This window comes from Nocardia bovistercoris (genome assembly GCF_015674855.1).
Lineage (GTDB): Bacteria > Actinomycetota > Actinomycetes > Mycobacteriales > Mycobacteriaceae > Nocardia > Nocardia bovistercoris.
In genome coordinates this window covers 20968-42294 of record NZ_JADMLG010000021.1, presented here as the reverse complement: position 1 = coordinate 42294, position 21327 = coordinate 20968, and the positions used below count along the sequence as shown (strand labels likewise).

Genomic DNA, 21327 nt, shown 5'->3' with positions numbered 1-21327 from the left:
GCGCGGGGTTGGTACACAATGTGGTGCGCCCGCTGGCCGGGCTGGTCTCGCTCCTGCTCGGGGTAGCGATCGTGGTGGTGGCGATGATCATGTTCCGCGGCGGCTTCACCGACACCGTGCGGGTGACGGTGCTGTCGCAGCGCGCGGGTCTCGTGATGAATCCCGACGCGGACGTGAAGATGCGCGGGGTCACGGTCGGAAAGGTGGAGTCCATCGACGAGCGCTCCGACGGGCTCGCCGAGATCACGCTCGCGATCAACAGCGGTGAGCTGCGCATGATTCCGTCGAACATCTCCGTCGACATCGCCTCCACGACTGTCTTCGGCGCCAAGTACGTCCAGTTCATCCCGCCGGACCGGCCGGAAACCAAGACGCTGGCGGCCGGTCAGGTGCTCGACGCGCAGCGGGTGACGGTGGAGATCAACACCGTCTTCGAACAGTTGACCACGGTGCTCGGGCAGATCGAGCCGGAGAAGCTGAACGAGACGCTCGGCGCGATCGCCGCGGCCACCAACGGGCGCGGCGCGCAACTGGGCCAGACGCTCGGCAATCTCGAGCACTTCCTGGCCACTTTGGAGCCGACGCTGCCCGCGCTGCGCAACGATCTCGCGCTCGCGCCGCCGGTGGCCGAGGCATACGCGAACGCCGCGCCCGATCTGGTGGTCACCGCGGGCAATGCCGCCGGGATCAGCCGGACCATCGTGGACGAACAGAAGAACCTCGACGCCATGCTGGTCGGGTTGATCGGGCTGGCCGATACCGGTAATCGGGTGCTCGACGCCAACGGTCCGGCGCTGGTGCGGACCATGGACCTGCTGGTGCCGACGACCTCGCTGACCGCCGAGTACCACGAGGCGCTGCACTGCTCGCTCGCCGGATTCGGCTGGCTGTCGACCTCACCCGGCGTCGATGTGCCCGGACTCGGCCTCTCGGCCGGATTCCTCTGGGGCACCGAGTCCTACACCTATCCGAACAGTCTGCCCAAGGTGGCCGCGAGCGGCGGGTCGCAGTGCTCGATGCTGCCGGTGGGCTACGAGCAGAAACCGCCGTTCGTGGTCGCCGACACCGGCGCCAATCCTTTCGAGAAGAGCACCCCCGGCTTGAAGTTGAACGTCGACACCCTGCCGCAGGCCCTGTTCGGGCCCGCGAGCGCACCGGCGCCCGCCACGGGAGGAACGCGATGAAGTCACGCGACACCCCGCTGCTCAAATTCGGCGCCTTCGCGGTGGTCATGGTCGTGCTGTCCGGATTCCTGATCCTGGTGTTCGGGCAGTACCGCACCGGCGACACCGTCGGCTACTCCGCGGTGTTCGCGGACTCGTCCGGCCTGCGCAAGGGTGACACCGTGCGCATCGCGGGCGTGCAGGTCGGCAAGGTGCGCGGGATCGAACTGCGCGACGACCACCGGGTGCTGGTGGATTTCGACGCCGATCGCTCGGTCGCGATGACCACAGGAACCAAGGTGTCGGTGCGCTATCTCAACCTCGTCGGCGACCGCTACCTGGAGCTCACCGACGAGGCGGGCGACGGCGGCATCCTGCCCGAGGGCGCGCGAATCCCGTTGGAGCGCACCGCGAGCGCCCTCGACCTGGATCTGCTGCTCGGCGGCCTCAAACCGGTGATCCAGGGGCTCAACGCCCGCGAGGTGAACTCGCTGACCTGGTCGTTGCTCGAGATCGTGCAGGGCAAGCAGGGCACCATCAACTCGCTGTTCGCCCGCACCGCTTCGTTCACCTCGGCGCTGGCGAACAACAACGAGGTCGTGCAGAACCTGATCGACCACCTGAACACGGTGATGCGCACGCTGTCCGAGGACGGCGCGCAGTTCTCCGAAACCATCGGCCGCCTGGAACAACTGGTGACCGAACTCGCGGGCGAACGCGACCCGATCGGCGCCGCCGTCGACTCGCTCGACGTCGGCACCGCGACCATCGCCGATCTGCTCACCACCGCGCGCCCGCCGCTGGCGGGCACCATCGAGCAGCTGTCCAGGCTCGCTCCGCTCATCGACGACGACAAGGCCACCCTGGACGCGGCCCTGCAACGCGCGCCGGAGAACTTCCGCAAGTTGGTGCGCACCGGCGCGTACGGCAACTTCGTCCAGTACTACATCTGCGCGCTCTCGGTGCGCCTCAACGACCCGAGCGGCGAGGTGATCGAGTTGCCCGCCATCGAGCAGAAGACAGGAAGGTGCAGCCCGTAACATGCTCCAGTACCGCGGAACGCACCTGGCCCGCCACGGCGTGATCGGCATCGTCCTGATCGTCAGCGTCATCCTCATCGGGCTGCAATCACAGAAGTTCATCACCTGGCTGAGCACCGTGCGCTACGAGGCGGTCTTCACCGAGGCGGGCGGACTCGCCGTCGGCGACGACGTCGTGCTGTCCGGTGTGAAGATCGGCCGCGTCGCGAAGGTGTCGCTGGAAGACGGCGACGCGCGGGTGGTGTTCGCCGTCGACGACTCGATCGTGCTCGGCGGCGGCACCAGCGCCCACATCAAGACCGGATCGCTGCTCGGCAAGCGGATGCTGACCCTGGTCTCCGACGGGCCCGACAAGCTGCGCCCGTTCGACGTGATCCCGGTCGAGCGCACGTCCTCGCCGTATTCGCTGACCGACGCGGTGGGCGAGCTGACCACCAATGTCACCGAGATGGACACCCAGGCGCTCAACAGCTCGTTGACCTTGTTGTCCTCGACCCTTGATCAGATCGCCCCGCAACTCGGCCCGGCCTTCGACGGGCTGACTGCGCTCTCGCGCACCATCAACAGCCGCGACGAATCGCTGCGCGGACTGCTCGGGGCGACCTCGGATGTCACCCGGATACTCGCCGAACGCGGCACGCAGCTCAATTCCCTGATACTGAACGGGAATTCGCTGCTGCAGGTGCTCGCGGAACGGCGTCAGGCGATCGTCGACCTGCTCGCCAACACCGCGGCCGTCGCCCAGCAACTCTCGGGGCTGGTCGCCGACAACGAGGCCGAACTCGGGCCGACGCTCGACCGCTTGAATTCGGTGGCCGCGATGCTGGAGAAGAACCGCGACAATATCGCCGCCGCGCTGCCCGGTCTGGCCAAGGTCGCGCTCACCCAGGGCGAGGCGGTGTCCAACGGCCCCTTCTACAACGCCTTCGTCGCCAACCTGCTGCCCGGTGACCTCGTACAGCCGATCATCGACCTGGCCTTCCCCCCTGCGCCAACGGTCGCGACCCCGGAGCCGCCGCGATGACCCGTCAATCGATCCTGCGCGCCGCGGGCGTGCTCACCGTCGCCGCCGTGCTGCTCGTCGGCGCCTTCGCGGGCTGGCGGCTGGTCTTCGGACCCGACACCATCCGTGCCGTATTCGCGACCGCCACAGCCATTTACAAGGGCGACGAGGTGCGCGTCGCCGGCGTGAAGGTCGGCACCATCGCCGATATCGAACCCAAGGGCGCCACCGTCGAGATGGTCATGCACGTGGACCGCTCGGTGTCGATCCCGGCCGACGCGAAGGCCGTGATCATCGCGCAGAGCCTGGTCGACTCCCGCTATGTGCAGTTGACCCCGTCCTATCGCGGCAGCGGTCCGACCATGGCCGACGGCGCGGTGATTCCGTTGGAGCGCACCGCGGTTCCGGTGGAGTGGGACGAGATCAAGACCCAGCTGACCAGGCTGTCCACCGATCTCGGACCCGACGGCCTCGGCGCGGACAGTTCGGGTGCGGTGAGTTCCATGGGCCGCTTCATCGACAGCGCCGCGAACGCGTTGGCGGGCAACGGCGACAAGCTGCGCCAGACCGTGAGCCAATTGTCCTCGATGGCAAGGATTCTCGCCGATGGCAGCGGTGACATCGCCGCCACGATCCGTAACCTCCAGCAGTTCGTCACGGTGCTGCGCGACAGCAATGTGCAAATCGTGCAGTTCCAGAATCGCCTGGCCTCGCTGACCGGCGTGCTGAACGACAGCAGGTCGGATCTGGATGCCGCGCTCAGCAATCTGTCGGTGGCCGTGCAGGATGTGCAGCGCTTCGTGGTGGCGAACCGGGACCGCGCGAGCGAGCAGGTGCAGCGGTTGGTGAACGTGACCCAGAACCTGGTGGACAACCGCAAGGATCTCGAGCAACTGCTGCACATCTTCCCGACGAGCATGGCGAACTTCTACAACATCTACACCCCGCAAACGGGTACCGAGGCCGGTGTTTTCGTGGTGAACAACTTCTCCAATCCCGTGCAGTTCGTCTGCTCGGCCATCGCCAGCCTCGGCACCGGGACGGCGGCCGAGTCGGCGGAGCGCTGCCGCCGCTACCTCGGTCCGGTGCTGCCGCTGCTCAGCTTCAACTATCTGCCGGTGCCGCTCACCCCGATCATCGGGCCGGGACCGACGCCGGACGAACTCATCTACACCGAACCGGATCTGATCCCGCAGGAGGTCGAAACCCAGGGGCCGCCGCCTGCGCCGCTGCCGAACCTGACCGACATCCTGTTCCCCGGCGGGAGGCGATGACCTTGCGCGACAGAATAATTCGACTTGTCAAGAGCTGCGGCGCCGCACTGATCGGCGTCGGCCTGCTCGTCACCTCGGGCTGCGCATGGAGCGGGGTGGAATCGCTGCCGCTGCCCGGTGCGCAGGGGCGGGGTTCGGATGCCACGGTGATCACCGTCGAGATGGCCAATGTCGGTACGCTGGTGACGAATTCACCGGTCCTGGTGGACGACGTCGTGGTCGGCAGCGTGAGCGCGATCAAGCGATCGGGGTGGCATGCCGCCGTCGAGGTTTCGCTGCGCCACGACGCCGAGGTACCCGCGAACGTGGTAGCCACCATCGGCCAGACCAGCCTGCTCGGTTCCAGCCACCTGGCGCTGAACACCCCCGACGGCACGCCGCCCGCGGGCAAACTCGCCTCGGGGTCGACGATTCCGCTGAACAAGTCCTCCACCTTCCCGTCCACCGGGCAGACCCTGGCCTCCCTGTCGGTCGTGGTCAACGGCGGCGGACTCGGCCAGATCGGCGACATCATCGCCGACCTCGGCGACGCCTTCGACGGTCGCCAGGAACAAGTTTCGGCGCTCATCACCCGCCTGGACACCTTCATGGGGACCCTGGACGACCAGCGCGACCAGATCGTCGCGACCATGCGCAATCTCGAACGTCTCGCGGCCACCTTCGCCGTGCAGCGCGACGTACTCACCGACGCGCTGAACGAACTGCCGAAATCGCTGGAAGTGCTGGTGTCGCAACGCCAGAACCTCACCACGGCCCTCGACCGGTTGCGAATCTTCAGCGACACCGCCACCGGCGTGGTGCGCGAAGTGCGCACCGATCTGGTGACCAACCTGAGCAATCTGGAACCGACCCTGAAAGCGATCGCCGACGTGGGGCCGAAACTGAACGCGGCGCTGGCGTACGCGACCGTCTACCCGTACGGCCAGAAGACGATCGACCGCGCGGTGCGCGGCGACTACATCAACCTGCACGCGACCGTCGACCTGACCGTGCCGCGCCTGCGCAAGGAACTGTTGCTCGGTACGCCGTGGGGTGACCCGACCGCCGTCGTGCAGGCCGCGATCGGCGACCCCGGTTACGCCACGCAGACCAGGAATCCGCTCGGCGTCGGCATCGAGCCCGCCCCGGCGCCGCAGGGAGGACGCTGATGTTGCTCTCACGGTTCGTGAAATTCCAGCTCGTCACCTTCTCGATCCTGTCGGTGATCGGCATGATCGTGATGGCGACGGTCTACATGCGGCTGCCGACCCTGGTCGGCGTTGGCACCATGACCGTCTACGTCGACCTGCCCGCCAGCGGCGGACTGTACCGGTTCGGCAACGTCACCTATCGCGGCGTCGAGATCGGCAAGGTCACCGCGGTGGGGCTGACCCGCGACGGCGTGCGGGCGACCCTGGCGATCGACGGCTCCCACGACATCCCCGTCGACCTCGAGGCGCAGGTGCGCAGCGTGTCCGCGGTCGGTGAACAGTACGTCGACCTGCGTCCGCGCGTCGACGGCGGACCGTACCTGCACGACGGGTCGGTGATCGACATGACCGACACCAAGATCCCGCAGGCCGTCGGCCCCATGCTGGATCGGCTCAGCGCGCTGGTCGGCACCATTCCCACGGAGAAACTGCACGCCCTGCTCGACGAACTGTTCAAGAGCGTGAACGGCGCGGGCTACGAGATGAATTCGCTGCTCACCTCCGCCGAAACGCTGTCCGCGCGGCTCGACGAGGTCTCCGGCGAAACCGCGGGCCTGGTGCGCGACGCCGAACCGCTGCTCGGCTCGCAGGCCGAGTCGCTGGACGCGATCCAGATCTGGACGCGCAGCCTCGCCGGCGTCACCGGCCAACTCGTCACCGACGACCCGCAGGTCAGGACATTGCTACAGACCGGTCCCGGTTTCGCGGGGGAGGCCAGGAAGCTGTTCGAGTCCGTCGAACTGACCCTGCCGGTGCTGCTGGCGAACCTGTCGAGCATCGGGCAGCTCGCGGTGACCTACAACGCGGGCCTGGAACAGACCCTCGTGCTTCTGCCGCCCTCGATCTCGATGATCCAGGCGGTCCAGCCCAACCGCAACGCCTCCGGTCTCGGCCTCGGCACCTTCCGCTTCGGCGGCATCTCCGACCCGCCCGCCTGCACCGTCGGCTTCCTCCCGCCCACCGCCTGGCGTTCCCCCGAGGACACCACAACCATCGACACCCCCGACGGCCTCTACTGCAAACTCCCGCAGGACTCCGGAATCGCGGTCCGCGGCGCCCGCAACATCCCCTGCGCGGCGGTGCCGGGCAAGCGCGCCGCCACCGCCGAGGAATGCAACAGCGACAAGCAGTTCGAACCGGTAGCCACCGACCAGCCACTGATCGGCCCATACCCGCGCGATCCCGGCCTGGAAAGCCAAGGCGTACCCCCCGACGCGCGCCCCGTTCCCAGTGCGAGCACCGGCGGCTCGTCACCGGGCACCGCGACCCCCGCCTCCTTCGGCGCCGCGAACTACGATCCCCGCACCGGAAACTACCTGGGTTCGGACGGAAAGCTATACCAGCAAGGCGATCTCGTGACACCCTCGTCCAATCGCCCGTGGACCTCGATGATGCCGCACTGAGATCCGGCCGCCGCCACTGCGAAGTGGCGGCGACACAGTCGCGGTGTGCGCACTCGGCGAATGTCCTCGGTGGGACGGGCTTTCGGTAGCGGCGTGCGAAGACGCCAGTCGAGTCCGGGGGTCGGACCGATGGGAATGTCGCTCGACGGTGGACTTGCCGCGGGCGGCCCGCAGGACCCGGTCGCTCGCGGTTCAGTCCGGGGAGCGGTCGGGTAGGCGGCGTTGGCCGCGGACTACTTCGGCGGCGAGATCCTTGTAGGCGACGACGAGTTCGGCTACGCAGTGCCAGGCGCCGTGGACGCGGGGGTCGCCGGGGGCGTGCTGGGTGATGGCGGTTTGGAAGCGGGTGTAGGCTCTGGCGATCTTGTCGATCACCGCGCCGATGGATTCGGTGTGCAGGCGGGAGCCGTTGAGGTGTTGGGGGACATGGTGATTGGTCCACATGTCGATGTCGTGGATGATTTCGGAGCGGCGGCGGGCGGCGATTTCGCAGGCGCCATCGCGGTGTAGGTCGACCAGGTCCACGCACCAGCGGACGATGGGGTGGGTGGGGGCGGCGTGGCCGCTGATGGCGGCGAGCAGTTCGGCGGAGGGGAAGTAGGTCTCCGGTTCGGCGAACGGGTCGGGGGTGTGCGGGTCGGGTGTGAATCTGCTTTCCACCGAGGTCACCGCCCGCCCCCTCGCAGGCGTGCGCCCGCTAGCGCCGTGATCGGGCCAGGGAGGTTCCGCGGTGGCGCGGCGCGAGGAATCGGGGGCGGTGTCGTATGACCGCCGCCCCTGATCGATGTGGTGGAAAGCTGCGCCATCGGTTCACTCCGGTGTGTTCCCCGACCCGGCTCAGGGTCGTGGATATGATCCTACCACCAGCGGAAATCAAGTTCTCGGATTGTAATAATGACGTTCTGTAAGAACGTCACCGGCGAGCCGTCGCCACCATCTCCTCGACCGAGACGAACTTCACGCGCGGGCGTGACGCCGCGGTGCCGCGTTGTTTCTCCATGGCATCGATGGCCCGCCAGCCCTTCCAGTCGACCGCGTCCGAACCGCGCGCGGCCATCTGCTCCTCGAACGCCGCCCGATCCGGGATCGCCCGATCCAGCGTGCCCGCGCGGAAGTCCTCGAGCAGCGAGGCCACCGTCTCGGCGGCGCAGGCCCGGTTGGTGCCGATCACACCGCGCGGCCCGCGCTTGATCCAGCCGGTCACGTACACCCCTGGCAGCGGCGCGCCGGAGCCGTCGACCACGCGTCCGTGCGCGTGCGGCACGGTGCCGGAGGCCGCGTCGTAGGGCAGTCCGTCCACCGACCGGCCCTTGTACCCGATGGAACGCAGCACCAGCGAGGTCTCGATGACCTCGGACTCGCCGTCGGGGGAGTTGCGGACCACCCGCAGCCCCTCGGTGCGCTCCGTGCCGACGATCTCGGTCGGCGAGCTGAGGAAGCGGAACACGATGCGCTTGTTGCCCGGCGTGTGCGGACGCTCCGCGAATTCGCGCGCCAGCTCCAGCTTGAGCGTGGTCTCGACATCGTCGTCGGCGTTCGGTTCCAGGTCGCCGCCGTCGATGATCACATCGATGCCGGGCAGGTGACCGAGGGCGTGGAATTCGCCGAGTGAGCACGCGGCCTCGCGCGGCCCCCGCCTGCCGAGGACGACGACCTCCTCGATCCTGCTCTGCGCCAACGCCTCCAGCGCGTGGTCGGCGATATCGGTGGCCAGCAGCGCGTCGCGATCCATGAGCAGCACCCTGGCCACGTCGAGGGCGACATTGCCGTTGCCGACGATCACCGCGCGCTCGCCGGACAGGTCGAAGACGTGGCCGACGTGGTCGGGGTGCCCGTTGTACCAGCCGACGAAATCGGCGGCGGCGTGATGGCCGGGCAGTTGCTCGCCGGGGATGTCGAGGTCGCGGCTCGCGGACGCGCCAACGGCGTAGATCACCGCGTGGTGGTGGGCGAACAGGTCGGCGTGGGTCAGGTCGCGGCCGATCTCCACGTTCAGGTGGCAGCCGAAGCGGCTGTCGGCGAAGGCCTGGTCGAAGATCCGCACCACCGACTTGGTGCGCTGGTGATCGGGGGCGACGCCCGCGCGGATCAGACCGTAGGGGGTCGGCAGCCGTTCGAACACATCGACTTCGACGCCGCCGATCTCGAGCAGTCCGGCGGCCGCGTAGCAGGCCGCGGGCCCCGCGCCGACCACGGCGACCCGCAGCGCGCCGCGCGGCAGCGACGCGGGCGCCGACAGCGGCGCGAGCAGGCCGGGCTCGAGCGGGTGGTGCCGGAAGTAGGCGGCGTTGATCTCGGCGAAGCGAGCCATCTCGGGAGGCAGGTCGTACTCGGAGTAGATCGCGTCGACGGGGCATTCCTCGGCGCAGGCGCCGCAGTCGATGCAGGTCTCCGGGTCGATGAACAGCATCTGCGTGCCCGCCGTCGTGCCGTCGTCCTCGGCCGGGCGGATGCAGTCGACGGGGCAGGCGGCTATGCAACTGGCGTCTTTGCAGCAGTTCTGGGTGATGACGTACGCCATCGTCGCTCTCCTGGGGTGGTATTCGGGTGACGCGCGAGCCTCAGTGCTCGTCGCGGGAGTGCTCGGCGCCCGCCGCGGCGGGGCGGTCGATCGCGATGCCGCGCGCGCAGAACTCCCAGACCTCTTCGGCGGTGGTCGGCAGCGCCTCGACGCTCGGAGCCTGGGACAGGAACATCACGGTGTGGATGATCATGGCGGCGAGCCTGCGCGGCGCGATGGAGCCGTGCAGCATGCCGGCGGCCGCGGCGTCGGCGACCAGATCGTCGAACAGCGCGAACAGGGAGGCGTGCGCCATCCGCACTTCCACCGGATGCGAACTCAGCAGTTGCGGCGCGAATTCGGTGAACAGCGGCCTGCGCGCCTGCGGGTCGGGTCGGCACAGCTGGAACAGCAGCTGCACCGAGGTCCGCAGCCGTTCGACCGGGTCCGCGCCGTTGCCCGATGCCGCGCGGATCTGCTCGACGGTCTTGCCGAGCGCGTCCTCGTAGAGCGTCATCAGCAGTGCGTGTTTGCCGTCGAATTGCAGGTAGAAGCTGCGCAGCGACTGCCGTGAGCGGTCGACGACCTCTTGCACGGTGAAGTCGGTGCTGCCCTTCTCGGTGATGATCGCCTGCGCCGCGTCGAGGAAGCGTTGCACGCGTACACCCGCGCGCACCTTGGCGGTGCGCAGCGATCGCTCGACCGCGCGCTGGCGCCACATCGCGTCGTCGCCGGTGCGGTCCTCGTGTGCGCCGTTGCGCACGCCGTCGGCCCGGGTCACGAGCGACCCGAACCCGGGTTCCGCCCGGCGCGGAACCGGAACGGCATGGCACGCGACCGAGATGGAATTAGCATTCTGCCTCTCCTGTCCAGGAGTATCCCATTTTCTGAAATCAATACTATCCTAATATAAGAATCACATTCTCATGGCACGACGGCAGCCGGGATCCGGCGGCCGTCGGGGAGGACGATCGGATGTTGCTCGAATTCGACTCCGATCAGCGACTGTGGCAGAAGACCGTGCGCGACGTGGTCGCCAAGCACTGCCCGCCGACGCTGATCCGGGATGTCGTGGACCGCGGGGCCGACCCGAGGCCGCTGTGGAAGTCCTACCTCCAGCAGGGCTGGACCGCGCTCACCGAGCGCGCCGAAGCCGTCGAGCTGACCATCGTCCTGGAAGAGCTCGGCCGGGCCACCGATCCCACCCCCTTCCTCGCCACCACCACGCAGTTCGCGCCACTGGCTGGCGGCGACGCGCCGGAGGCCGCGGGCGCGGCGATCTACGAGGGGATCTCGGCGCGGCGCGTCGGCGCGGGCTGGACCCTGGAGGGCAGCGCACTGGTCCTCGACGGCGACCGTGCCGAGAACCTCGCCGTGGTGACCGGCGCGGGCGTCTTCGTGATCGCCGCCGATCGGGTTCGAGCGCATCGCATCTCGGCGCTCGACCCGGTACTGCACATCGCCAGGGTGACCCTGGAGGACGTGCGCGTCGAAGCCGGTGACCGGGTCGACAGCAATGTGCGCGACGCCCGCGCGGTCGCCCTGACCGGACTCGCCGCCACCGTGGTCGGCGCGAGCCAGCGGGTGCTCGACCTGGTCGTCGAGCACGTCAGCGGACGGCAGCAGTTCGGCGTGCCGATCGGCTCCTTCCAGGCGGTCGCGCACAAGGCCGCCGATATGCACGTGGCCGTCGAACGCGCCCGCGCCCTCACCTACTGGGCCGCGCTGACCATCTCCGCCGCCGACCCGCGCGGGCATCTGGCCGCGGTCATGGCCAAGGCGGCCGCGAGCGAATGCCAGGCCATGGTCTTCCGCCACGGCCTGCAACTGTTCGGCGCGATGGGCTACACCTGGGAGAACGACCTGCAGTTCGCCCTCAAGCGCGCCAAGGCCGCCGACCTGCTGCTCGGCGGTGGCGACGAACACCGCGCGACGATCGCGAAGGAGTACCGTGCAGCTCGAATTTGACCGCGACGTGGAGGATTTCCGCGCCGAGTTCGTCGCCTTCCTCGATGAGCACCTGCCGCCGGAGAGCGCGGCGGGCGAACGGCCGACCTCGACCTCGCACGTCCCCGACTGGGCGCGGCGCTGGCAGCAGGTGCAGTTCGACCACGGCTGGCTGGTACCGGGTAACCCGCCCGAGTTCGGCGGGCGCAACGCCGGAATCCTGCAGCAGTACGTGCACCGCGAGGAACTGGCGCGCCGCGGCGTCTACGAGAACTTCAACCCGCAGGGCGTCGGCATCATCGCGGCCTCGCTGATCACCTTCGGCACCCCCGAACAGCAGCGCCGCTGGGCGGTGCCGATCCTGCGCGGCGAGCTCACCGCCGCGCTCGGCATGAGCGAGCCGAGCGCCGGATCGGATCTGGCCGGGCTGCGCACCAAGGCGGTGCGCGACGGCGACCATTTCGTGGTCACCGGCCAGAAGGTGTGGACGTCGGGCGCGCACGACGCCGACGTGCTGCTCGCCTTCGTGCGCACCGATCCCGACGCGCCCAAGCACAAGGGCATCTCGGCGCTGCTGATCCCCACCGACCTGCCCGGTGTGGAACGCCGCCCGTTCGCCGCCATCACCGATCCGGACGAGCTGGACTTCAACGAGGTCTTCCTGTCCGAGGTGCGGGTGCCCGCCGAGAACCTGGTCGGCGAACTCCACAAGGGCTGGCGGGTCGCCAACGGGTCGCTCGGGCACGAGCGCAACCTGCTGTGGATGAGTTTCGCCCAGCGCCTGGACGGACTGCTCGAGGATTTCGAGCCCGCGACGCCGCTCGAGGACGATCGCTACGCGACGCTGGCCATCGATGCGCAGGCACTGCATCTGCTCGGCTCGCGCGCGCTGGCGAAGGCGGCGCGCGGCGAGGACGACGGGGCTGGCCTCTCGGTGCTGAAACTGCTGGGTTCCGAAGCGGTGCAACGGGCTTCGGAGCACGCCTTGGCGGCGGCGGGCATCGCGGGACTCTCGCATCCCGACACCACGGCCCGCCACAGCGCGTTCAGCCTGGAGAACTCGGCGGCAGGCTGGTTCGAACGCTATCTCCGCAGTTTCGCGGGCACGATCGCGGGCGGCACCTCGGAGATCCAGCGCAATATCGTCGCCGAGCGCGTGCTCGGACTGCCGCGCGGCTGAGCGGCGCGCGGACGAAACGCGAGGGGGCGGGCGGGATTATCCGCCCGCCCCCTCGTCTGTCATTCGGTGATCGTCAGCGCGGCGCGCGGGCACTGCGCGACCGCGTCGCGCACGGCTGACTCGTTGTCGGCGGTCACATCCGGGTTCAGGATGTGCAGCCGATCGTCGTCGTCCAGATCGAAGACCTCGGGCAGGATGCCCATGCAGATCGCGTTGGCCTCACAGATCTTGAGATCGACCTCGACCTTCATATCGTCCCCTTCGTGACGGTGTGCGGCGGGCGGGCGCCCGGTCGCGGCGGGTTGGTCGCGGTGCGGGTCATCGGGTCGGCTGTTCCGCCCGCGCCCGCACCGTCGCGGCGGAGGGCTGCGCCGCCGCGTCGGCAGCCGGATGCCCGGCCGTGGCGGACTCGGGCGTCGCGGTGTCCGCCTCCGATTGTGCAATAGGCTCCGATTGTGCAGTGGGCTCCGATTGTGCAGTGGACACTGCCGCCGGTTCCGTCGGGGTCGCGTTCTCGGGTTCGCGCATGGCGATGATCGCGTGCACCGGGCAGTCCAGCAGTGCGCGCAGCACCCCGTCGCGGTCCTCGGGCGCGATCACGCCGTCGCCTTCGAGCGAGGCGTAACCCCAGTCGTCGAGCGGGAAGTGCGCGGGCGCGTGCTTGGCGCAGATGCCGAATCCGTCGCACATCGTGCGATCGAGCCGAATCTTCATGAGAGCACTCCGTTTTCCACGGCGAACGGACGGATCGGGAGCGGGGCCGCCTGCGCGCACGCCGCGCAGGACCGGCTCAGGTGCGCGTCCACCTCGGGGGCGAAACGGGCGAGCAGACTCGCGGCGGCATTGGTCGCGGCGTCGAGGGTTCCGCAGGCGCCGCGCCCGCGCAGCACCACCGACCAGCGCCGCAGTCGCGCCAGATCCTCGGCGTCGGCGACCTGGTGGTAGAGCGCGCCCGCGGCGGCGGCCATGGCGGCGGTGCCGTTGAAGCACGAACCGCACTGGCCCGCGTTCTCCCGGTCGAAGTAGGCGAGCACGGACGCGGCCGTGGCCACCGGGCATTCGTCGGTGAGCAACGCCAGCGCGCCGCAGCCGAGCGCGCCGCCGATGCCGCGCAGCGATTCGTGATCCAGCGTCGCGCCGAGTATCGCGGTGTCGACCAGACCCGAGAAATAGCCGCCGACCAGCGCGCCGCGCACCCGAGCCGGGTCGACGCCGTGCACGGCGAGCAGGTCGGTGACCTTCGTTCCGTGCGGCAGTTCGTACAGCGCGGGCGGGCGACCCGCGCCGGTCACGGTGGCCAGGAAGGTGCCGGGGGAGCCTGCGGTGCCCGCCGAGCGGAAGGCCGCGCCGCCGTGGCGCGCGATGAAAGGCAGATGGGCCAGCGTCTCGACATTGCTGACCACCGTCGGGACGCCGTCCACGCCCTCCTCGAACGGGCGCGGCGGCTTGTCGGAGGGTTTGGCGGGTCCGCCGTTGATCGCCCGGATCGCGGCGGTCTCCTCACCTGCCACGTAACCCGGTGTCACCGTGACCCGTTCGATCACCACGTCGGTGTGCCCGGCCGCGTCGAGCTCGGTCAGCGCCCGGTCGACAGCGCGCTCGGATTCGGCGTCGGACAGGTAGACGAAGGCCCGGCGCGCGCCGACCGCGGCGGCCGCCAGGCGCAGTCCGTCCAGGATCAGGTGCGGGCGGCGGCGCATCAGCCACTTGTCCTTGACCGAGGCCGGTTCGCCCTCTTCGCCGTTGGCGACCACCACGGTCTCGCGCCCGCGCAGGTGCGTCGCCCGCACCCCGGACAGTTTCACCGAGATCGGGAAGCCCGCGCCGCCGCGTCCGAGCAGGCCGCTCGCGCTGACCTCGGCGAGGAGATCCGGCACCGATCCGAGCGCGCCGTAGCCGCCGCCCGCGGTGTAGGCGGCGATGTCCTCGACCCCTGTGCTGTCGTGCAGCAAACGCGGCGTGCAGCCGGGGACCGGGGTCGCGACCACGGTCCCGACCGGTTCGAAGGTTCCTTGCATGACAACCCCTTTCGGGTGGAATTCGACTCCGCCGCATCGTGATCGGCGACTGCGGTTAGGCTTGCCGCCATGAGGACCGCGGTAGTACGCATCGATGTCGACCCGGCGCGCGGGCTGTCCGCCGCACGGCTGGCCGACGGACTGGCCGCGCTGCGCGAAGCCGCGGCTACCGAAGCGGCCGAGGTGCACGACGCCGGTCTGGCCGAACGCGTCGCGCAGGCGGGCGCCGCCGCGGGCAAGCGGGAGATCCAACTGCTCGTCGGCACCGACGATCCAGAGACCGCGCTCCGCGTGTTGACCGAGTTGTGCGCGCTGGCCTTCGGCACGGAACCGGCGGCGGGCGCGGTGACCTTCATCAGCCGCGGCACCGATGACGACGCCCACGGTGTGCTCGCCGGTTTCGGCCTCGCGGGTGACATCACCCGCTCGGTCGACGCCGACGGCTTCGACGTGGTGGTCGTGACGGTGCGCGAGGCCGATCTCGAGCGGGTGCCGGAGAGCCGCATACACACCGCGCTCGAGGCCTCGCTCAACTGTGAGGTGCAGATCCTGACCCGGTGAACGCCCGGTCATCACCCGTCCAGGAACTTCAGGATCGTCGGAGCCGCGAGCACCCAGGTGTCGAACAGGTTGTAGCGGTCGATCTTTCCGGTCGCGCGGTCCTCCATGGCCTGTTCCCACGCGTCCTCGGGCCACGGCGGATCCACCACCTGCGAGCCCTCGATCAGGCAGCCGACCTCGAGCGAAACCCGTTTGGGGTGATCGAGATCCTTCGCGCCGCCGCGAATGATCAAGGTCGGCACCTGGATCCGCTCGAACATCTCGTCCTCGACGCCGGGAATGGTCTGACCGGGCCGAGGCACGTAGGCGTTGAGCCAGCGCAGCGACAGTTTCACGAACTGTTCGCGGTCGAGCCCGAGCAGGCGCGCCTCGTTGTCCGGATTGGCCGCGATGCGCTCGCGCCATTCGCGCAGCCGTGGCAGCATCGCGGGCCCGCCCGCGCGCACGGCCTGCAAACTGGGCAGCACGTAGTAGGAGCCGAGGTTGAACATGCCGTAGACGCCGCCGACGATATTCCACAGCACCAGTTTGGTGACCAGTTCCGGGTACAGCATCGCGGTGAGCATGGAGTCGCGCGCGCCGCCGGAACCGCCCGCGAGCACACAGGGTCCGAGGTCGAGCGCGGTCAGCAGGCCGTGCAGCGTCTCGGCGCGCATATGGGATTCGGTCTGTCCGTAGAACTGCACGTCGCTGGCGCCGCAATTGGGCCTGTCCCACAACAGGACCCGGTAGCCGCCCGCGGCGACGGCATCGGCCAGCGGCCGCAGCCCCGGCACGTCCATGCCGAAGCGCCCGCCCGGCGTCATCACCACGAGATCGCCGGAGTCACCGAGGATCTCGTAGACGACATTGCCGCCGTTGACCTCCACCGAGGGCATGAACCGACTCCTCTCAAGCCATGACGACGACATCGTCGCCGACGACGCGCACCGGGTAGGTGCGGATACTCCACTCCGGTTTCACCGCGGTCGTGCCCGTCGCGAGCTCGAAACCCCACTGGTGCCACGGGCAGTAGATGAATTCCTTGTCCCGCACCATGACCGCGTCGCCCGGCACGGATTCGTCCACGACGGTGCGCCCGCGCGCCCGGCCCGCACACAGCGGACCGCCCTCGTGCGGACAGTAGTTCGCGATGGCGTAGAAGGTGCCGTTCACGTTGTAGACGCCGACGCCGTGCCTGCCGATCGGCACCACTTTCGAGGAGCCCGGCGGAATCTCGTCCACGGTCGCCACGACGTGCTCGCGGCCTTGGGCCAGGCGCGGACGCTCGGCGGGCGATGGTTCGGGGTTCGCTGATTCCGAGGTCGTCATCAGAGAACCCGCCTCTGCCCCTCGATGGCGGGGACGAATTCGGGCAGGTGGTATGTCTCGATGCCGTTCTTGTACATGACCCGGTCGCGCGCGGCGGGCGGCAGATGCTTGACCAGCCAGCGCGGATCGTCGAAGGTCCAGTGCGGGTAGTCCGAGGAGTACAGCAGGATCTTGTCCGCCTCCATCCATTCGAACGCCCGGGTGAGTTCGGTCTTGTCCTCCGGGTAGTCCAGCGGCTGGGTGGTGAAGCGGATGTGCTCCTTCACGTACTCCGATGGCTTGCGGCCGATGCTCACATGGGATTTGCGCGCGGCATAGATCGCGTCCATGCGCCACATCAGCGGCAGAATCCAGCTGAAGGCGTGCTCCACGAACACGATCCGCAGCGACGGGAACCGGTCGAACACGCCGTCGAAGATCAGGCTCATGATCTGGTTCGCCGCCAGCAGCGAGTAGGTGACCATGAAATCGTGGTTGTAGCTGGGGAATCCGACCGGCGGCATGGGCATGGTCTCGTAGGCGCCGCGTCCGAGGTGGCAGCTCACCACCAGGTCGTGTTTGACGGCGGTGGCCCAGATCGGATCGTATCTCGGGTCGCCCCAGGCGGGTCGGGGTTCGGCCTTGATGAGGATCTGGGACATGTACGGGTGCCCGGCCCAGTGCTCGATCTCGCGTACCGCGTTCGCCGGGTCGTCGATGGCCGCGCAGATCGAGCCGCGCCAGCGCTGATGCCAGTTGTTCTTCGAGTCCAGCCAGTGGTTGGCCAGCCAGTGGTTGATGCCGGTGGCCAGCGCCTGGGTCGCCTCGGGCAGGCGGGTCGCCTTGACCGTCGGCTCCAGGATCGCGATGTCGGAGCCCGCTTCCACGATCAACTGGCGGAATGCCAGATCCGGGTCGCTGCCGGGGAATTCGCCGTCGGCGGGGAAGGTGTCGACCCGCATCGCATAGGAGTGCGCGTAGTCGGGCGCGTCGTAGATGATGGTCTCGCCGACGCGGTGCGAAAGGAAGTGCTTGCTGCGATACGGCTCGGGGATGTATTCCACCAGCTCGCGCCGCCGCGGCACCGGGTGCACGTCGGAGTCGACGACACGGACCGCGATGGTCTCGGGCGCGGGGGTGCGGTGCTGCTCGTGTGCCAGCGTCATGATCGTCTCCTTGTTCGCGACTACTCGGTGACCAGCTCGGCCGGGATGTCGATCCCGTAGAGTTCGGAAGCGTTGCGCCAGCAGAGCTTTTCGCGCTGTGCGGCGGTGAGCGTGGTTGGCAGCGCGTCGATATCGCCCGCATGCCAGTGCGGATAGCTCGACCCGAACATCACCATGTCGTCCTTGCCGGTGAAATCGAGCCACTCGGAGGCGAATTCGGAGTCGCCGGGGCCGTCCAGGCTGCCTTGGACGAAGTACACGTGGCCGGGCAGGTAGTCACTCGGCATCCGCGGCGCCCACGGGGTCTGTTCGAGGTGCGGGCGCCCGAAGGTATCCATGCGCCAGGTGAACGGGGTGAGCAGGTCGGCGCCGCCGTCGGCCCAGACGAACTTCAGCTCGGGCAGCCGCTCGAACACGCCTTCGGCGATCATGTTCATCAGGTGGTAGATGTAGTTGAGCGACATGAAGCCCAGGTACTGCTCGTAGGTCCTGGTGTGCCCGGACGGCGTCGGCGGGAACGCGATGCTCTCACCGGTCTCGATATGGGCGGCTACCGGAAGTCCGGCTTCGACGGCGGCTTCCCACAGCGGCCAGAACTGCGGCTTGCCGTACAGTTCGCGCGATTGCAGCGGGATGCCGAGCTGCACGACGCCGGGATGGTCGCCCCACTTCTGGATCTCGCGGATCGCGCCGGGGATGTCCTCGGGATTGACCCGGATGGTGCCGCGGAAACGCGAGGAGTATTCGCCGGATTCGAGCCACCGGGTGACCATCATCTCGTTGTGCGCGGCGAGCACGGCGGTGGTGAGGTGCCGGTCGGGCAGGATGCCTCGGGTCATGGGATGCAGGATCGCCACGTCGACGCCGCGTGCGCCGAACAGTTGCTCGCCGACGAAACTCGGGTCGGAGCCCGGATATCCGCGTTCGGCGCCGCGCGTTCCCTTCGCGTACTCACCGCCGGGCGCGCCGTACCAGTCCATCTCGGCATCGGGGACGCCTCGGCTCTTGAACGGTTCGCGCAGGAACCCGCGCATATCGCGGTTCGAGGTGAAGAAGATGTGCACACTGGCGTCGATGATCGGTGTGCTCGTGCCGTCGGGAAGCAGTCTCATTCGTTATCTCCGGTGAGCGCGCGAACGCGTGGTCATGCCTGCGGCGCCGGTGGGAGGCCGACGCACCGTGGTCGGGGGCGCGCGGGGGCTGTTCCACTCACCCCGCGAGGGTCAGGACAGCGAGATGGCGCGCTCCGGGCACGAGCGCACCGCTTCGCGCACCTGCTCCTGCTGGTCGGCGGGCACACTGTCGAACGCGGGCGTGGCGTGTCCGTCGATATCGCTGAGTTCGAACGCGTGTGGCGCGTTGATCGCGCAGAGGGTGTGTCCCTGACACCGTTCGGAGTCGACCTTGACCTTCACTGTCGGCATCCCTTCGAGTAGGTGGTGATCGGGGCGTCCGGCCCGACACCCCTCGGAAGTCATGCCGTCCGGGCTGGGCACTCCCGGTGCTCGGTACTCCCGGTGCTCATGGTCACCGCGACCTTCACACGCCGCAAGAATCCTCCTTGCGTCTAGTGAGAACGTTACTCTACCTCCGCGTCGACCTGCAAGGTTTGCTTGACCAGCGGCGATCGAGAGGTGACTTATGGCCTTCGCTCGAAGGGACCCTCGGTCCGCGAGGTGCCGCTACTCAATTTTGAAGATTGACGTTCGCAACTGATGAGAATGCTATTTTCAACACGTCGTGATTCCCGACCGCCGAGTGCGGACGACGAGCCGCGCGGCGCCGGGGCGATCGCGATATCCCAGGCGCGCGACCGGTGCGCGCCGGTACCGGAGCGGCGGTCGAATGCGAGTGATCCCCGAAGACCTGAGAGTCCGATACGAGGCCGAGGGCTGGTGGCGCCGGGAGTCGCTCGGTGAGCTGCTCACCGAGCACCTCGCGCGCGCCCGCGCCGTCGAATTCCACGTGCACTCCGAGATCCGGCCGTGGCACGGCACCTTCGGCGAGGTCGAGGACGCGGCGCGCAGGCTCGCCGCGGGGCTGCGGGCGCGCGGCGTCGGCCCCGGCGACGTGATCGCCTTCCAACTCCCCAACTGGATGGAAGCGGCGGCGACCTTCTATGCCTCGGCGCTGCTCGGCGCGGTGACGGTGCCGATCGTGCACTTCTACGGGCGCCGCGAACTCGACCACATCATCGAGTCGGCGCGGCCGAAGGTCTTCGTCACCGCCGCGGCGTTCCCGAGGATGAGTTTCGATCCCGGCGTGCGGGCGAAGGTGCCGATCGTCGGCGTGGTCGGCGATGATTTCGACGACCTCTCGGCGGCCGAACCGCTCGCGGGCGTGCTCCCGGTCGATCCGGGCGCCCCGGCGCTGATCGCCTTCACCTCGGGCACCACCAGCGCGGCCAAGGGCGTCGTGCACAGCCATCAGACCCTCGGCTGCGAGACCAGGCAGCTCGCCGAGCAGAACGAACTCGACGACAGCGCGCACCTGACCGCGACCCCGGTCGGCCATTTCATCGGCATGGTCGGGGCGTTCCTCATCCCGCTGCTGCACGGGAAACCGGTGCACCTGACCGACGTCTGGGAGCCGGGCCGGGCGCTGGCGTTGATGCGCGAGTACGGCCTTTCCGTCGGCGGCGGCCCGCCCTACTTCGTGACCAGCCTGCTCGACCATCCGGAATTCACGCCCGAACACATGTCGCGGGTGAAGTACGTCGGCCTCGGCGGTTCGACGGTGCCGGTCTCGGTGACCCGCAGGCTGGCGGGAATGGGCCTGCACCCGTTCCGTGCCTACGGCAGCACCGAACATCCGTCGATCACCGCCTCCCGGTATTCGGCGCCGGAGTTCGAACGCCTGGAGACCGACGGCAGGCCGATGCCCGGCGTCGAGATCCGCATCGCCGAGGACGGTGAGATCCTCAGCCGAGGCCCGGATCTGTGCCTGGGCTACCTCGACCCGGAATTGACCGAGCGTGCCTTCGACGCGACCGGTTGGTATCGCACCGGGGATATCGGAGTGCTGCACGCCGACGGCCATCTGACGATCACCGACCGCAAATCCGACGTGATCATCCGCGGCGGCGAGAACATCAGCGCACTCGAGGTCGAGGAGGTGTTGGCCCAGTTGCCCGCGATCGCGGAGGCCGTGGTCGTCGCCGTTCCCGACGCGCGTTTCGGCGAGGTCGTCGGTGCGGTGGTACGGGTGCGGCCGGGCGCTGCGCTCCCGTCGGTGACCGATATCCGCGAACATTTCGCCGCCGCAGGCGTGGCGCGCCAGAAGTGGCCGGAGCGGTTGTCCGAGGTCGACGACTATCCGCGCACGCCGAGCGGCAAGGTTCAGAAACATCTGATCCGACAGGGGATTGCGACATCCTCCATGCGAGAATAGGATTCTTCATAGAAGCGAATGACTGTTTCAAGTGGTTGCCGGAATTGCGCTGTCATCGCAGCTCCGGACCGAGAACCAGAGTTCGCTTCGTCGAGTCGATCCGGTGCGTGACAGTCCGGGCCCGGGCGGCCCCCCCCCCCCCCCCCCCCGGGGCGGCCCCCCCGCGCCCCCCCCCCCCCCCCCCCCCCCCCCGACCGACAAA

The 21327-nt window shown here is 68.7% G+C and carries 20 protein-coding genes and 1 pseudogene; 10 read left to right on the top strand and 11 right to left on the bottom strand.

Translation table 11 applies throughout. From position 1 onward, the window contains the following. Positions 1-8 precede the first annotated feature (8 nt). Genes IT779_RS33100 through IT779_RS33075 form a run of 6 tightly spaced genes read left to right on the top strand, consistent with a single transcriptional unit; the run spans position 9 to position 7073 of the window. Entirely contained in the window at positions 9-1184 is a 1176-nt protein-coding gene (locus tag IT779_RS33100) for an MCE family protein (RefSeq protein ID WP_196153427.1), read from the top strand. Beyond that, positions 1181-2203: an MCE family protein gene (locus tag IT779_RS33095; RefSeq protein ID WP_196153426.1), complete on the top strand. Its 1023-nt coding sequence runs from the start codon at positions 1181-1183 to the stop codon at positions 2201-2203. Before IT779_RS33100 ends, IT779_RS33095 begins: the two co-directional genes overlap by 4 nt. A gap of 1 nt (position 2204) precedes the next feature. After that, positions 2205-3227, top strand: a complete 1023-nt coding sequence (locus IT779_RS33090) for an MCE family protein (protein WP_196153425.1) — start codon at positions 2205-2207, stop codon at positions 3225-3227. Continuing rightward, positions 3224-4480, top strand: coding sequence for an MCE family protein (locus tag IT779_RS33085; RefSeq protein ID WP_196153424.1), 1257 nt, complete (start codon positions 3224-3226; stop codon positions 4478-4480). The genes IT779_RS33090 and IT779_RS33085 overlap by 4 nt, the downstream gene beginning before the upstream one ends. Then, the gene (locus IT779_RS33080) at positions 4477-5628 is read left to right on the top strand and encodes an MCE family protein (RefSeq protein ID WP_196153423.1); all 1152 of its coding nucleotides are present in this window, start codon (positions 4477-4479) and stop codon (positions 5626-5628) included. The genes IT779_RS33085 and IT779_RS33080 overlap by 4 nt, the downstream gene beginning before the upstream one ends. 2 nt (positions 5629-5630) lie before the next feature. Next, a complete protein-coding gene (locus tag IT779_RS33075; protein ID WP_196153485.1) occupies positions 5631-7073 on the top strand; it encodes an MCE family protein in 1443 nt (480 codons plus the stop codon). 192 nt (positions 7074-7265) lie between these two features. Here IT779_RS33075 and IT779_RS33070 read toward each other — a convergent pair whose 3' ends face one another. The 3 genes from IT779_RS33070 to IT779_RS33060 all read right to left on the bottom strand — a co-directional run bounded on the left by IT779_RS33070 (position 7266) and on the right by IT779_RS33060 (position 10294). Beyond that, a complete protein-coding gene (locus IT779_RS33070; RefSeq protein ID WP_196153422.1) occupies positions 7266-7742 on the bottom strand; it encodes a DUF4254 domain-containing protein in 477 nt (158 codons plus the stop codon). Positions 7743-7986: 244 nt separating this feature from the next. Then, positions 7987-9594, bottom strand: a complete 1608-nt coding sequence (locus IT779_RS33065; protein WP_196153421.1) for an FAD-dependent oxidoreductase — start codon at positions 9592-9594, stop codon at positions 7987-7989. A 40-nt stretch (positions 9595-9634) separates the two neighbouring features. Next, positions 9635-10294, bottom strand: a complete 660-nt coding sequence (locus tag IT779_RS33060) for a TetR/AcrR family transcriptional regulator (protein WP_196153484.1) — start codon at positions 10292-10294, stop codon at positions 9635-9637. A gap of 254 nt (positions 10295-10548) precedes the next feature. Here IT779_RS33060 and IT779_RS33055 point away from each other — a divergent pair, with 254 nt between their 5' ends. Further along, positions 10549-11541: an acyl-CoA dehydrogenase family protein gene (locus IT779_RS33055; protein WP_196153420.1), complete on the top strand. Its 993-nt coding sequence runs from the start codon at positions 10549-10551 to the stop codon at positions 11539-11541. Next, the gene (locus tag IT779_RS33050; protein ID WP_196153419.1) at positions 11525-12700 is read left to right on the top strand and encodes an acyl-CoA dehydrogenase family protein; all 1176 of its coding nucleotides are present in this window, start codon (positions 11525-11527) and stop codon (positions 12698-12700) included. Before IT779_RS33055 ends, IT779_RS33050 begins: the two co-directional genes overlap by 17 nt. Positions 12701-12759: 59 nt before the next feature. Here IT779_RS33050 and IT779_RS33045 read toward each other — a convergent pair whose 3' ends face one another. The 3 genes and pseudogenes from IT779_RS33045 to IT779_RS33035 all read right to left on the bottom strand — a co-directional run bounded on the left by IT779_RS33045 (position 12760) and on the right by IT779_RS33035 (position 14718). Further along, positions 12760-12951: a ferredoxin gene (locus IT779_RS33045; RefSeq protein WP_196153418.1), complete on the bottom strand. Its 192-nt coding sequence runs from the start codon at positions 12949-12951 to the stop codon at positions 12760-12762. A 276-nt stretch (positions 12952-13227) separates the two neighbouring features. Continuing rightward, positions 13228-13414: pseudogene (locus IT779_RS38310) on the bottom strand (ferredoxin); the annotation flags it as partial. Next, complete coding sequence (locus tag IT779_RS33035) at positions 13411-14718, bottom strand: NADH-ubiquinone oxidoreductase-F iron-sulfur binding region domain-containing protein (protein WP_196153416.1); 1308 nt, start codon at positions 14716-14718, stop codon at positions 13411-13413. The gene IT779_RS33035 and the pseudogene IT779_RS38310, both read right to left, overlap by 4 nt. A 69-nt stretch (positions 14719-14787) precedes the next feature. On the opposite strand from IT779_RS33035, the gene IT779_RS33030 reads away from it, so the two are divergent. Further along, positions 14788-15279 carry a hypothetical protein gene (locus tag IT779_RS33030; protein WP_196153415.1) on the top strand — a complete coding sequence of 164 codons (492 nt, stop codon included), beginning with the start codon at positions 14788-14790 and terminating at the stop codon, positions 15277-15279. A gap of 11 nt (positions 15280-15290) precedes the next feature. Here IT779_RS33030 and IT779_RS33025 read toward each other — a convergent pair whose 3' ends face one another. The 5 genes from IT779_RS33025 to IT779_RS33005 form a co-directional block, all read right to left on the bottom strand. Beyond that, complete coding sequence (locus tag IT779_RS33025; protein ID WP_196153414.1) at positions 15291-16157, bottom strand: alpha/beta fold hydrolase; 867 nt, start codon at positions 16155-16157, stop codon at positions 15291-15293. Positions 16158-16170: 13 nt separating this feature from the next. Next, entirely contained in the window at positions 16171-16590 is a 420-nt protein-coding gene (locus IT779_RS33020; protein ID WP_196153413.1) for a Rieske (2Fe-2S) protein, read from the bottom strand. Next, positions 16590-17735, bottom strand: coding sequence for an amidohydrolase family protein (locus tag IT779_RS33015; protein WP_196153412.1), 1146 nt, complete (start codon positions 17733-17735; stop codon positions 16590-16592). Before IT779_RS33015 ends, IT779_RS33020 begins: the two co-directional genes overlap by 1 nt. 20 nt (positions 17736-17755) lie before the next feature. Further along, positions 17756-18847 (bottom strand): amidohydrolase family protein, encoded by a 1092-nt coding sequence (locus IT779_RS33010; RefSeq protein WP_196153411.1) that lies wholly within the window; start codon positions 18845-18847, stop codon positions 17756-17758. 111 nt (positions 18848-18958) lie between these two features. Further along, positions 18959-19150, bottom strand: a complete 192-nt coding sequence (locus IT779_RS33005) for a ferredoxin (protein ID WP_196153483.1) — start codon at positions 19148-19150, stop codon at positions 18959-18961. A 430-nt stretch (positions 19151-19580) separates the two neighbouring features. Here IT779_RS33005 and IT779_RS33000 point away from each other — a divergent pair, with 430 nt between their 5' ends. Then, on the top strand, positions 19581-21125 hold the full coding sequence (locus IT779_RS33000) for an AMP-binding protein (protein ID WP_196153410.1): 1545 nt from the start codon (positions 19581-19583) through the stop codon (positions 21123-21125). Positions 21126-21327 lie beyond the last annotated feature (202 nt).

Excerpts from the sequence above, each read along its gene's own strand:
- IT779_RS33095 (WP_196153426.1), top strand. The coding sequence starts at position 1,181 with ATGAAGTCACGCGACACCCCGCTGCTCAAATTCGGCGCCTTCGCGGTG.
- IT779_RS33085 (WP_196153424.1), top strand. The coding sequence starts at position 3,224 with ATGACCCGTCAATCGATCCTGCGCGCCGCGGGCGTGCTCACCGTCGCC.
- IT779_RS33060 (WP_196153484.1), bottom strand. The coding sequence starts at position 10,294 with ATGTGGCGCCAGCGCGCGGTCGAGCGATCGCTGCGCACCGCCAAGGTG.
- IT779_RS33015 (WP_196153412.1), bottom strand. The coding sequence starts at position 17,735 with ATGACGCTGGCACACGAGCAGCACCGCACCCCCGCGCCCGAGACCATC.
- IT779_RS33010 (WP_196153411.1), bottom strand. The coding sequence starts at position 18,847 with ATGAGACTGCTTCCCGACGGCACGAGCACACCGATCATCGACGCCAGT.
- IT779_RS33055 (WP_196153420.1), top strand. The coding sequence starts at position 10,549 with ATGTTGCTCGAATTCGACTCCGATCAGCGACTGTGGCAGAAGACCGTG.
- IT779_RS33030 (WP_196153415.1), top strand. The coding sequence starts at position 14,788 with ATGAGGACCGCGGTAGTACGCATCGATGTCGACCCGGCGCGCGGGCTG.
- IT779_RS33025 (WP_196153414.1), bottom strand. The coding sequence starts at position 16,157 with ATGCCCTCGGTGGAGGTCAACGGCGGCAATGTCGTCTACGAGATCCTC.
- IT779_RS33065 (WP_196153421.1), bottom strand. The coding sequence starts at position 9,594 with ATGGCGTACGTCATCACCCAGAACTGCTGCAAAGACGCCAGTTGCATA.
- IT779_RS33035 (WP_196153416.1), bottom strand. The coding sequence starts at position 14,718 with ATGCAAGGAACCTTCGAACCGGTCGGGACCGTGGTCGCGACCCCGGTC.
- IT779_RS33080 (WP_196153423.1), top strand. The coding sequence starts at position 4,477 with ATGACCTTGCGCGACAGAATAATTCGACTTGTCAAGAGCTGCGGCGCC.
- IT779_RS33020 (WP_196153413.1), bottom strand. The coding sequence starts at position 16,590 with ATGACGACCTCGGAATCAGCGAACCCCGAACCATCGCCCGCCGAGCGT.
- IT779_RS33000 (WP_196153410.1), top strand. The coding sequence starts at position 19,581 with ATGCGAGTGATCCCCGAAGACCTGAGAGTCCGATACGAGGCCGAGGGC.
- IT779_RS33090 (WP_196153425.1), top strand. The coding sequence starts at position 2,205 with ATGCTCCAGTACCGCGGAACGCACCTGGCCCGCCACGGCGTGATCGGC.
- IT779_RS33045 (WP_196153418.1), bottom strand. The coding sequence starts at position 12,951 with ATGAAGGTCGAGGTCGATCTCAAGATCTGTGAGGCCAACGCGATCTGC.